Genomic DNA, 12518 nt, shown 5'->3' on the forward strand with positions numbered 1-12518 from the left:
GACCATAGAGCATTGGAACCACCTGATCCCATCCCGAACTCAGCAGTGAAACGATGCATCGCCGATGGTAGTGTGGGGTTTCCCCATGTGAGAGTAGGTCATCGTCAAGATTAAATTCCGAAACCCCCGTCTGCTAGCGCAGACGGGGGTTTTGTTGTTCTGGGGACCTAAGTGTCCAATCCTGACCGCCTGTCGGCTTCTTACATAAAAAGAAGATGTATCCCACAAATTCCTAAGATTTATCCAGCCTTGGCCGAAAGCCTGATGAGCCATGCGTGCACCGAAATAGAGCGGTCGTAGAGTCCGCCTATACCGTACATGGAACGTTGCATTCGGCACGCTCACCCCCTTTTGGCAAAAAGAAGTCGATGAAATGAATCTCAAGTTCAGTCATAAAATTCTGTTGGCCGCGTCAGGCGTCGTGGTTTTGGCCTTCGCGCTGTTTACGTTGTACAACGACTACCTGCAGCGCAATACCATCAGGCAAAACCTGGAGTCATCTATCCAGCAGTCGGGTGACCTGACTGCCAGCAGTGTGCAGAACTGGCTCAGTGGCCGGGTGCTGGTCCTGGAGAACCTTGCGCAGAACGTTGCTCACCAAGGCAGCAATGCCGACCTCCCCGGCCTGGTTGATCAACCGGCGTTCACCTCGAACTTCCAGTTCACCTACGTCGGTTCCACCAACGGTGTCTTCACCCAGCGTCCTGACGCGAAAATGCCTGATGGCTACGATCCGCGTCAGCGCCCTTGGTACAAGCAAGCGGTCGCTGCCGACAAACCCATGCTGACCCCGCCTTATATGGCCGCCGTCGGTGGTTTGATCGTCACCATCGCGATGCCGGTCAAGAAAAATGGTGAGCTGTTGGGTGTAGTGGGTGGCGACTTGAGCCTGCAAACCTTGGTGAAGATCATCAACTCGGTGGACTTCGGCGGGATTGGCCACGCGTTCCTGGTCAGCGGCGATGGGCAGGTGATTGTCAGTCCTGACCAAGAACAGGTAATGAAAAACCTCAAGGATATCTATCCGGGCAGCACCGTCCGTATTGAGAAGATCAACCAGGATGTGGTCCTCAATGGCCAGGACCGCATCCTGTCCTTCACCCCGATCAGCGGCTTGCCTGGTGCGGACTGGTACATAGGGCTGTCGATCGATAAAGACAAAGCCTACGCCCCCCTAAGTAAGTTCCGCACCTCCGCCTTGATCGCAATGTTCATTGCCGTCACTGCAATTGCCGTATTGCTGAGCCTGTTGATCCAGGTGCTGATGCGCCCGCTGACCACCATGGGTCGCGCCATGCAAGACATTGCCCAGGGCGAGGGCGACCTGACCCGCCGCCTGGTCGTGGAAAGCAAAGATGAATTCGGTGAGCTGGGTGGTGCGTTCAACCAGTTTGTCGAGCGTATCCATGCCTCGATCAGCGAAGTGTCCTCGGCGACCAGGCATGTACACGATCTTTCCCAGCGCGTGATGGCATCGTCCAACGCCTCGATCATCGGTTCTGACGAGCAGAGCGCCCGTACCAACAGCGTTGCCGCGGCCATTAACGAACTGGGTGCCGCCACCCAGGAAATCGCCCGTAACGCCGCTGACGCCTCGCAACACGCCAGTGGCGCCAGCGAGCAAGCCGATGACGGTCGCCAGGTCGTAGAGAAAACCATCCTGGCGATGTCCGAGTTGTCGCAGAAGATCAGCCTGTCCTGCACGCAGATCGAAACCTTGAATGCCAGTACCGACAACATTGGCCATATCCTCGATGTGATCAAAGGCATCTCCCAGCAAACCAACCTGCTGGCCCTCAACGCCGCTATTGAAGCCGCCCGTGCTGGTGAAGCCGGCCGTGGCTTTGCCGTGGTGGCTGACGAAGTGCGCAACCTGGCCCACCGTACCCAGGAGTCGGCAGAGGAGATCCACAAGATGATCACCTCGTTGCAGATCGGCTCACGCGAAGCCGTGACCACGATGAATGCCAGCCAGGTGTCCAGCGAAGAAAGCGTCGAGGTTGCCAACCAGGCCGGTGAACGCTTGATCAGCGTGACCCAGCGTATCGTCGAGATCGACGGCATGAACCAGTCGGTGGCCGCTGCCACCGAGGAGCAGACCGCCGTGGTGGAGACGCTCAATGTTGATATCAACCAGATCAACCTGCTGAACCAACAAGGTGTGGCCAACCTCAACGAGACCTTGAAAGACTGTGACGCGCTGTCACAACAAGCCAATCGCTTGAAGCAACTGGTCGACAGTTTCAAGATCTGATCACCCTGCCAGTCAATGTGGCGCAGTGCAGCAATGTACTGCGCCATTTTTTTCAGCCAAGCAGTCGGCGCACGTTATCCAGTGCACTGTCGGCGAAGGCCTGGATGAATTGTTCAAATCCCTCTTTGTCGCTGGCATCAACGGGTTCGGCGATGATGGTCCAGGTCACCCGCGCCTGATTCTCCCCCAGCGACTCAACGCTCATTGCGGCCCACAGCCGGGCCACGCCCAAGGTGTTATAGATCGTCGTCCAGGTCATGTGCATCGCCTGCGCATCGTGGCTATTGAGCTGTTCCACGACCACATTGCCGTCGTGGAAGCATTTCTTGCGCAGCGATCCCACACCGCTGCCGATCATCGTGATACTTGCCAGGGCAGGGATGAACGCGTCAAAGCCTGCGAAGCGACCCACGACCCCCCACAGGTTGACGGCGCTGCAGGCAATCGCCACAGATGACACCACAGGCCTGCCCACGGGGTTTTGGATCAACGTATCGGGTTGCAGCTGTCTCATAATTTTTTCCCTGGTGGCGGTGTCACAGAAAGCCGATGGCATTGAGGTACTGGCACCCTCTGCGTAACAGCGCGGGTGCTTTTTCGGGGTATTGCATGCCCATCTGCTCGACGCCATAGCGTGCGTTCTCGTGGCGAATCATCGAGATATCGCCAATGTCTTCTCCCAGCCCATTGAGGTAAAACCCGAGCACGCCAAACAGGGCATTCTCGCGACCCACTTCACCTAGCTGGTGTTGCCAATCCGCCACGCTTACCAATTCGAACGCATGACCTGCCTGGCGGAACGACTCCACGTAGGTTTCCCACCGCAGTGGCTGCGGATTGTGCAGGTTGAACACGCTGCGCTCGGCAACGCAGTTGCCACTGTGGAAGGCAATGAACTGCGCCAGGAAATCCACCGGCATCAGGTCGAAGTTCAAGCCCAGGCGTGGCACCCGGCCCAGCTGCAGCGAGCCCTTGAGCATCAGCATCAGGCGGTTTTTGTGTGGTTGGCAGACGCCGTTGCGGCTATTGAAACTGATGTTCCCGGGGCGATAGATGTTGATCCAGGCGCCTTGCCCCGCAGCGCGCCCCAAGAGGCGTTCAGCCACCCATTTGGAAAGGTTGTAGCCGTTCTTGATGTAGAGCGGCGGGGTACTTGCCGCAGGCGCTTCAAGCACCTGCCCGTCGGCTCCGACGCTGCTTGATGCGGATAATGTGGAGACAAAATTGAGCACCTTCTTACAGTGGGTTTCGCACAGTCGCAGGCACTCAAGCACCGGTTCCACGTTGTCCTTGGCCAGCGATGCGTAGTCCATGACGTGATTGACGTGGGCCGCGCTGTGTATCAGCACCCCGTACTGGCGGGCGAGGTGTTCATAGACATGGGCCTCAAGCCCCAGGCGAGGTCGGTGCAGGTCGGTGGCGTACACCCGCACGCGGCTCAGGTCCAGGTGTTCCAGGCGGTATTCACGCAACGCCTCGGCAAACCGTGTAGCGGCTGATTGCCCTGGGTTTTCGCGCACCAGGCAGGCGACTTCTGTCGCTCCGGCCATCAGCAAGGCCTCGACGATGTGCACACCCAAAAAGCTGTTGGCGCCGGTCACGATCGCCTTGTGGCGATTGCCCGCGCGCGCTCCTGGCAACAGGCTTATGTCCAGCGCGCGTAGCGCGTCGCTGATCGCCCGGTCGCTGGGGGCAGCACCTGGCAGGCTATCGCTCATCAACGCGGCGAGGGTCTGCACCGTTGGCGCTTCGATAAACCGGTTGAGGGGCAGGCTGCGCCCGTACAACTCGCGAATCCGCAGGAGCATGGTTGAAAGCAGAATGGAGTGACCGCCGAGATGGAAAAAGCTGTCGTCAGTCGACATCTCGTCGACCGGCAACCCCAGCAGTTCACTCCACAGGCCCAGCAATTGCCCTTCCAGCGGTGTTTGGGGGGGGCGTTGAGGGTTTTCCGAGACGGCTTGAACCGTCAGCGCCAGTAAGGCCTGGCGGTCAACCTTGCCATTGCTGCCAGAGGGCAGGCTCGTCAGCTCTGTGCACACGGTCGGCTGCATATAGTCCGGCAGCATTTGCCTGGCATGTTGCTTGAGCGCGGCCAGGGCTGCGCCCGAACCATTGGGATCAGGCTGTGCCACAAACGCCAGGACCCGTCGATCACGGTCAATCACCACCGCGACCTGGCGAAACAGCTGGCTGGCGCGCAAGCACTGCTCGATCTCTTGGGGCTCGACCCGAAAACCACGGATCTTCACCTGCTGGTCCTGGCGCCCGACCAGCGCGATACCCTCGGCCGTCCATTTCGCCATGTCGCCCGTGCGGTACGCGTGCAAGGCCTGGCCGTCAGGCAGCCCAAGGCGCACAAAGTGCTCGGCGGTCTGGCGTGGCTGGTTCAGATACCCAAGGCTCACCCCGGGGCCGACGATATACACCTCGCCAACTACCTGGTCCTCGACCGGCTGGCGCTGCTCGTCGAGGATCAGCACCTGGCTGTTGGCGATGGGTATGCCGAGGTTGAGGTTGCTGTCGTCAGCCTGCATCCGACGGCTGCTGACCAGCACTGTGGCTTCCGTCGGGCCATAGAGGTTGTGCAAGGCGCATTGCCCGGCCATCTGCCGGATGACATGGGGCTCACAGATATCACCGCCGGTCAGCAGGTGTTGCAGGCCCAACGGTCGGTCCATTGGCAGCAGGCTCAACAGCGCCGGCGGCAGGAAGGCATGGGTGACGCGCTGTTGCTGGATCAGTTCAACCAACTGGAGTGGGTCACGACGCTGTTCTTCACTGGGAACAATCAGGGTCGCGCCCTGGTTCAGGGCTGGAAAGAGATCGACCAGCGAAGAGTCGAAACTCACGGACGAAAATTGCAGTACACGGCTGTGCTCGCTGAGTTCGACATGCTGGCTGTACCACGCCGAAAAATGCGCCAGGTTTTGCTGGCTGAGCAACACCCCCTTGGGCTGGCCGGTAGTGCCCGAGGTGTAAAGCACCATGCTGGCGCTATCAGCCGTGGGCGAGGTGAGCGCCAAGGGGCAATTGTCGTCCACGTGCTGGCTGTCCATGCGGCTGACGTCCACCGCCATGAAATGCTTGCGCAAGGGATGTTGGCCATCATCGAGCAACACCACGGCCCCGGCGTTTTCCAGCATGGCTCGTTGGCGCGGCAGCGGGTGGCCCGGCTCGAGCGGCAGATACACCGCGCCGCAACCCAGGGTCGCCAGAATGCTGGCGTACAACTCGATCGACTTGCCCAGGCAGATCCCGACCACGGGCGCCGGCCCCGGCCCGAGCAAGGGTTGTAGAACCTGCCGGATGGCCAGGCTGTGTCGCAACAGCTGTCGATAGCTCAGGCTAAGCCCGGCAATCTCCAGGGCCGGCCGGTCGGCGAAGACCCGCAAGCTCTGCTCCAACTGTTTGATCAGCGGCGTCCGGGCTTTTTGCAGGAGCGCTGGGTCAGCGGTCCGGTTGAGGCGATGCAGGTAGGCCAGTCCTTCCAGGCCCTGCAGGCTCTGCTCGGCAAACGTGGCGGCGCTAGCACGTTGTGTGAAGTGCCCGGGGTTGCGCGAAAAGCCGCTGACCTGCAGCGCGACCCACTCGACCAGGCGCGTCACTGCCTGGCGTCGCAGTCGTTGGCCGTTGCCACAGGCTGGCGGTGTCAGATCCAGCGCGGCCAGCAGCTGGCGTGTGCGGTCATAGCAGCGTATTTGCAGGGCTGGCAGGCCACACTCACTCATCGGGCCGATGCACAGGCGCAGGCTCATCCTGGTCACGCCGGCCAGTTCCTGGGCGAGGGGCTGGGTGCCATCTTCAATCAGCAAGTCGATTGCCGGCGCCTGCGCGGCAAGGTCATGCCCATAGGGTTGCAGTGCCTGCCCCAGTTCATGCAAGGCCGCACTGCTACCGACCAGGCTAATCCCAAGGCGTCTCATGACTGGCCCCCGGCTGCCGGCAGGTAGGCACTCAACGCATGGGCGACACACGAGGTTTGCAGCAACCCGCTGCGGCGCAGGAACCCCATGATGTTGCCGATCAGCGGGTGCTGGCGGGTGATGGGAAAGGCCGGGGTCTGTACCTCGACCCGCAGCGCCTGGCGAGTGTGCGCCGGCACATCCAGATGTTCGATCAACAGTCGGTCGAAGTCCCTTTGCAGGTCATTGGTCAAATAGTGTTGCAGGAACACCGGCAGGGTTCGGGCGATGCCGTCGCGATCCTCTTCGCTTGCCGTTTGCCAGTAGAGCCTTACCAGGCAGGTCCAGAAGCTGGCGTGGCGGCCCTCGTCAGCCAGGTGGTCGGCCATCAGGCCCCGGACCGACTGCTTGACGCCGTCATCCTTGGCAAACGCCGCCACGTCATGGGTGACCGTGTTCTCGGCAATCGCCACGCACACCAGCTCCACCGCATCACGCAGATGCGCCGGTGCCTGGGCCTGAGCGATGGGGATGGCACGGCTCAACTCGATGGCGGCCGGTAGCGGCAGCGGGGCAATACCTGTCTTTTCCTGCGTTTGCTGCATGAAGTCCAGGGCAACGAGGGCGTGATAATCCTCATCGACCACCACGGTCATGGCGTCGTAGCGGCACGCGGTAGGGAAGGGGATTGAAAAACGATTCTTGGCGATGCTCCGTGCGGTTCTATCGACGATCTCGGTCTCAAAGATCACCACGTCGTTGAGGAATTTGTAGAGCGTCTGCACCAGCACAAAATCGCGCCACTGCGGGCAGTGCTCGAGAAAACCCGCACTGAGTACCAGCGGTTGGCGACACAGGGGGTAGATCAACTTGTCGTCATCTTCCAGCAGGCGTCGCGGGCGAGTGCGGATAGTCGCCTGATGCTCCCAGTCGGCTGCGAACGAGCGATAGTCGAGGGCGTTCACAGGCTCACCTCCTGGCGGCCTGCGTGCTGGCGCAGGCCGTCCCACAAGGCAATGCGGCTCTCTACGGCGCTGAGGGCGGCGTTCCAGGCCTGTTGTTCGAGCACCGGGTCCGCCAGTGTCAGGCGTCGGAGCAGGCGCTCTGCGGCCGGCTCATGGCCCTCAGCGTCCAGCTCGATGTGGCGCTGGAGGTAGTAGCACAAGCTGGGGGCCTGCCGGTGGGCGACGTCGCTGCCCTGCAGGATGCGCTTGAACATCGCCGGGATGACGCTTTCCCGGCCATGCAGGAAGGTCGCGGCTACACAGTGGGTCGGGGCGTTCAGGGCGACGTCCAGGGTGTGCCGCACAAAGCGCTCTACCGCAGGATCAAGCGTGATCTGCGCCAAGGCACTGTCGAGGCTTGCACCCTCTCGCTGCAACGCGATGAAGCGTTCGATGGTGGTGGTGCAGGCCCCTACCTCGCGCATTGCCTCCAGGTACAGTTCGAAGTGACTGCTATGCCCGTCGCCCAGGCGCAGGTCCGATTCCTCGTCGAGGACAATTTCGTTGATCAGCCGCGCGGCCTGCGGGTCCGCCGGCGGGAGCCAGGGCAGGCGCACGCAGGTCAGGTCCTGTTGCAGGCGTTTGGTCAGGGTCATGAAGTCCCAGACGGCGAAAATATGGTTCTGCATAAAGTGCTGTAACTGCGGGAAAGAGTTGATTTCCAGGAAAATCGGATGTTCATGTAGTTGCAGTTTTTTTTGTCTGAGTAGTTCTTGGAGTTGAAACATGCTTAATGCCTATAAGTCGTTATGCCGACTCAAATAAAAAGGTTGTTTAGAACCAAGTGTGCATTACAGGTAAGTGTTGCGTCGCGCAGTCATGGGAATGACACGGCTGGCTTGGTTATCCGGCAAGCAACAAGTAGTGACAAAGCAACTTAGACTTATTGGATAGTTTGTCGTCCACAGCCGTGCCTAAGCCTGTGCCTACGCTTTCGACTGAAGTGCCAAGACCAATTAAAGGATAATCACTTGGTTAAGTATTCAAATACTTTAAGAGTTGTATAAGGTTTTTTTGCAGGAAGGAATGTTTCGTAGTCGAGCTTACTGTTCGATGTGAGAACTTTCCTCCTTGTTTGCAGGTTTTAAATTATTGGACTTAATGACCAGGCTTAAATCCGCTTTTGCATTTGCAATGCTGGATGTTTCCTGACGGTCAATGTCGAGTCGGTTGCCGGAGCGGCCAAGGGGTGACGGCAGCAGAGGCCGGCTTTGGACGTGTGCGGCGCCTGGCAATCCAGGTCGCGCACGTAGCGGCTAAAGCCGGGAGAAATCAACGCGCCCCTTTGTCGTTCTCCTGCTCGAGGCCGTTCAGGTAGTGAGTGATCACTTCCATCCCGCGCATGAGGTGATTGCGCAGGGTCAGTACACTTTCCTCGACCTTTTTCTGCGCGACCAGGGTGAGCAACTCGCGATGGTCCTCTTGGGAAGTTTCGCCCAGCCCCATGGCTTCGAGGTTGAAACGCAGGAACCGCTCCTCCTCGTTCAGCCCGTGCTCTACCAGGCTCAACAACCGCTGGTTGGGAGCCTTGCCATACAATGCCATGTGAAACAGGCGGTTGAGCCGGCCGATTTCGTTGTAGTCGGTTTCGTGCTCAAGGGTGTCGATCAAGGCACCCGCCTGCTCGATATCACTTGTGCCCAGCAATGGGATCGACAAGCGCAACGCCTCCGACTCCAGGAGAATTCGCAGGGCGTAGGTTTCCGCCGAGTTATCTTCAATCAGCGGGGCGACCACGGCGCCTTTATGGGTGACAACATGCAGCAGCGACTGGGCTTCCAGCTGGCGCAGGGCCTCGCGCACCGGCATACGGCTGACTCCGAACAGGCTGGCCAGCTCTTGCTGGCGCATGGCGGTGCCGCAAGGCAGGCGGCCATCCAGTATGGCGTTGCGCAATGTTTCTTCAATAACGGAGCGGGCGAGGTGAGCGGGAATGGGCCCACTGATCTTGATGCTGCTCAAAGGGTTCGGCTTGTGCGTCACGACTACGCTATCCTCCTTTCTTGTTGGAATGGGTTTTGGCTAATTGGATCCAAAGAACACTAGAGATTGCATGCAGGCTTGTCAAACAGGCAAGGTTTCCCTTTGTAAGCGACTCAACAGCGCGGTTTTTCATCGCACATTATGGCTTGCTGGCGTCTTACAAGGCGCGATTGCTTAAGCTCAGTGATTGCACCGTGCCATTGTCTTTTGCCGACCGACCCTTCACCATCGATTGATTCTCCGTCTCTTTCTACGGACTGAAGCCATTGGCGGTACGTTTTACTCCTTCGCGGATCCTGTGCTGGTTGTTTTCAGCGCTGCTGCTGGCTGGCTTGTTGCCTGGCGGGCTGCATGCCGATTGGGATTTCTCCCAGATCAGCCGGCGTGCCACCACGCTCTATGGGCCACTGGGCGCGGGCCAGCAGCGTATCGATGACTGGCAGCGGCTGCTGGCCACGCAAAAACAAGGCAGCGAGCTGGAGCAGCTCAAGGTGGTCAACCTGTTCTTCAACAAACGGGTGCGCTATGTCGAAGACATCGACCTGTGGAACCAGGTCGATTACTGGGAAACGCCCATCGAAGCCCTGTGGAAGGGCGCCGGCGACTGTGAAGACTATGCCATCGCCAAATATTTCAGCCTCCGGCACCTGGGTGTCTCCAGCGACAAATTGCGCATTACCTACGTCAAGGCATTGCGGCAGAATCGCGCCCATATGGTCTTGACCTATTATTCGACGCCAGAGGCCATGCCGCTGGTGCTCGACAGCCTGATCGACGAAATCCAGCCTGCCAGCCAACGGACCGACTTGCTGCCGGTCTACTCCTTCAACGCCGAAGGTTTGTACCTGCCGGGCGCCAAGGGCAACAAAAAGGTCGGCGACACCAAGCGCCTGTCGCGCTGGCAGGATGTGTTGAAAAAAATGCGTGCGGAAGGCTTCCCAGCCGAGCCGGCCAACTAGGAGTAACTGTTCAGATGTCACTGTTCAAACAGCTGTTGATCGCTATCTGTCTGTTCCTGGTGGTCGCTTTCAGCGGCAGCTTCATGGTCAGCCTGGAAAGCTCGCGTACCCAATACGTGAACCAGTTGCGCTCCCACGCGCAGGATGCGGCGACCGCCCTGGCGCTGTCCCTGACGCCCAATATCGACGACCCGGCGATGGTCGAGCTGCTGGTCAGCTCGATCTTCGACAGCGGTTATTACGCCAGCATCCGCGTGATCGACGTGACCAATGACCAGGTCATCGTCGAGCGCAGCGGCATCCCCGACAATAACGGCGTGCCCAACTGGTTCGTCAAGATGATCGGCCTGGAGCCGGCCGGTGGCGACGCCCTGGTCAGCCGTGGCTGGGAGCAGGCGGCGCGGGTCGAGGTGGTCAGCCATCCGATGTTCGCCCTGGCCAAGCTGTGGCAGAGCGCCCTGGGCAGCCTCGGCTGGCTGCTGTTGTGCGGCGCCGTCAGTGCGGTGCTGGGCGCGTTGTTGCTGCGCCGCCAGCTCAAGCCTTTGGACTACATGGTCAAGCAGTCCCACGCCATTGCCCGCCGCGAGTTCCTGAGCCTGCCGGATTTGCCGCGCACCCCGGAACTGCGCCGCGTGGTGCAGGCGATGAACCAGATGGTGGAAAAGCTCAAGGCGCTATTCCAGGAACAGGCCGAGCGCAGCGAAAAGCTGCGGGTGGAGTCCTATCAGGACAACCTCACAGGCCTGGCCAACCGTCGCTATTTCGAGATGCAACTCAACGCGCGGGTCAGCAACCCCGAAGAGACCAGTTCAGGCTACTTGCTGGTGCTGCGGGTCAAGGACCTGGCCGGCCTCAACCAGCGCCTCGGCGGCCAGCGTACCGACCAACTGCTGCAGGCGGTTGGCGAGCAACTGCTGCGCCAGTGCGAGCCGTACCCGGAAACCCACAACCTGGTCACCCGAATCCGCGGTGGCGAATTCGCCGTGCTGGCGCCGGGGCTGATGCGTGAAGAGGCGTTGCAGCTGGCGCAGAACCTGGAAAGCACCTTGCAAAGCCTGCAAGCCACCGGTGCCAGTGATGTGTCGCCGGTCGCTTGTATTGGCCTGGCGCCTTTCAATCACGGTGATTCGCCGCAAGCCCTGCTGACCCTGGCCGACCAGGCGCTGGCCCAGGCCGAGACCCTGGGGGATGTCAGCTGGGTGTGCCTGGACCACAGCGCGGCCGCCAGCGTCGGCGACGATCACCATGCCTGGCACACCCTGCTGGACCAGGCGCTGACCCAACAACGCTTCGAGCTGTACTTCCAGCCGGTAGTGGCCACTCAGGATCCGCAACTGATCCTGCATTACAAAGTCCTCTCGCGACTGGTCGACGACCAGGGTCATACCATCCCCGCCGGGCGCTTCCTGCCTTGGCTTGAGCGCTTTGGCTGGTCGGCGCGCCTGGACCGGGTGATGCTGGAACTGGTGCTCAAACAGATGGCCAGCCATGAGCAGTCGCTGGCCCTGAACCTGTCTGCGGCCACACTGGCAGACCCGCAAGCCCTGAACCGCGTCTTCGACTTATTGCGCCAACATGCCAACCTGGGCCCGCGCCTGACCCTGGAAATCGGTGAAGAGCAACTGCCTGAACAGGCCGTGCTGGAGCAGTTGACCCAGCGCCTGCGGGAGCTGAATTTTTCCCTCAGCCTGCAACGCTTTGGCGGGCGCTTCAGCATGATCGGCAACCTGGCGCGCCTGGGCCTGGCCTACCTGAAGATCGATGGCAGCTACATCCGCGACATCGACCAGGAAAGCGACAAGCGCCTGTTTATCGAAGCCATCCAGCGCGCAGCCCACAGCATCGACTTGCCGCTGATTGCCGAGCGGGTCGAAACCGAAGGTGAGTTGCAGGTGATTCGCGAGATGGGGATTTTTGGCGTGCAGGGCCAGCTGTTTGGCGAGCCGGCGCCCTGGCGCTGAGGCCGTGGCCGGCCTCAGATCAGGCCGGTCTCATCATCATTGATCAGGTGGCTCAGGCCACCCAGTGATTCCCGTGCGTTGCTACGGTCCTTGAGCTTGGCTTGGGCAGCCACCGGCAGGTCCGTGAGGTTGATCACGCCTTTTTGGATCAGCACCTGAATCAAGTCTTCCAGCACCCGGATCATCTCCGAGTCACTGTGCTTGAGCTGCTTGAGGCTCAGCTCCGCTTCTTCATTGGCAAACCAGGCCTGGATCTCATGATGATCCGCGGGCAGGGTGCCGGTCGATTCGGCGAAGGCAACCGCTTCGGCGCGAATCAGCTCACCCTGTGCATCACGTTGCACGTAGAACATTGAACATCCCTCATGAGGAGAACTGACGACAGCCTGTCAGCAGCATAGGCCAACGGAGCGCGATTGGGCGTGAGTATGCCGTGCAATCGTTGCCCCATG

The 12518-nt window shown here is 60.1% G+C and carries 9 protein-coding genes and 1 rRNA gene; 4 read left to right on the forward strand and 6 right to left on the reverse strand.

Annotated elements, in window-relative coordinates; all coding sequences use genetic code 11:
* Positions 1-110, forward strand: a 5S ribosomal RNA gene (gene rrf, locus AC19YY_RS26950); the annotation flags it as partial.
* A 263-nt stretch (positions 111-373) separates the two neighbouring features.
* Entirely contained in the window at positions 374-2254 is a 1881-nt protein-coding gene (locus tag AC19YY_RS26955; protein ID WP_170058220.1) for a methyl-accepting chemotaxis protein, read from the forward strand.
* 52 nt (positions 2255-2306) lie between these two features.
* On the opposite strand, the gene AC19YY_RS26960 is transcribed toward AC19YY_RS26955, so the two are convergent.
* The 5 genes from AC19YY_RS26960 to AC19YY_RS26980 form a co-directional block, all read right to left on the reverse strand.
* On the reverse strand, positions 2307-2768 hold the full coding sequence (locus tag AC19YY_RS26960; RefSeq protein WP_170043802.1) for an SRPBCC family protein: 462 nt from the start codon (positions 2766-2768) through the stop codon (positions 2307-2309).
* Between the two features lie 22 nt (positions 2769-2790).
* The gene (locus AC19YY_RS26965; protein ID WP_500605120.1) at positions 2791-6180 is read right to left on the reverse strand and encodes an amino acid adenylation domain-containing protein; all 3390 of its coding nucleotides are present in this window, start codon (positions 6178-6180) and stop codon (positions 2791-2793) included.
* On the reverse strand, positions 6177-7124 hold the full coding sequence (locus AC19YY_RS26970; RefSeq protein ID WP_500605121.1) for a diiron oxygenase: 948 nt from the start codon (positions 7122-7124) through the stop codon (positions 6177-6179). Before AC19YY_RS26970 ends, AC19YY_RS26965 begins: the two co-directional genes overlap by 4 nt.
* Positions 7121-7891: a DUF3050 domain-containing protein gene (locus AC19YY_RS26975; RefSeq protein WP_169957163.1), complete on the reverse strand. Its 771-nt coding sequence runs from the start codon at positions 7889-7891 to the stop codon at positions 7121-7123. Before AC19YY_RS26975 ends, AC19YY_RS26970 begins: the two co-directional genes overlap by 4 nt.
* A gap of 544 nt (positions 7892-8435) precedes the next feature.
* The gene (locus tag AC19YY_RS26980; protein ID WP_169957165.1) at positions 8436-9146 is read right to left on the reverse strand and encodes a GntR family transcriptional regulator; all 711 of its coding nucleotides are present in this window, start codon (positions 9144-9146) and stop codon (positions 8436-8438) included.
* Between the two features lie 266 nt (positions 9147-9412).
* Here AC19YY_RS26980 and lapG point away from each other — a divergent pair, with 266 nt between their 5' ends.
* Positions 9413-10105, forward strand: a complete 693-nt coding sequence (gene lapG / locus AC19YY_RS26985; protein WP_169957166.1) for a cysteine protease LapG — start codon at positions 9413-9415, stop codon at positions 10103-10105.
* 14 nt (positions 10106-10119) lie between these two features.
* Positions 10120-12066 carry a cyclic di-GMP receptor LapD gene (lapD, locus tag AC19YY_RS26990; RefSeq protein ID WP_170058215.1) on the forward strand — a complete coding sequence of 649 codons (1947 nt, stop codon included), beginning with the start codon at positions 10120-10122 and terminating at the stop codon, positions 12064-12066.
* Positions 12067-12080: 14 nt separating this feature from the next.
* On the opposite strand, the gene AC19YY_RS26995 is transcribed toward lapD, so the two are convergent.
* Positions 12081-12419, reverse strand: coding sequence for a hypothetical protein (locus tag AC19YY_RS26995; RefSeq protein WP_029300706.1), 339 nt, complete (start codon positions 12417-12419; stop codon positions 12081-12083).
* Positions 12420-12518: the final 99 nt, after the last annotated feature.

This window comes from Pseudomonas sp. MF09156 (assembly GCF_059862305.1).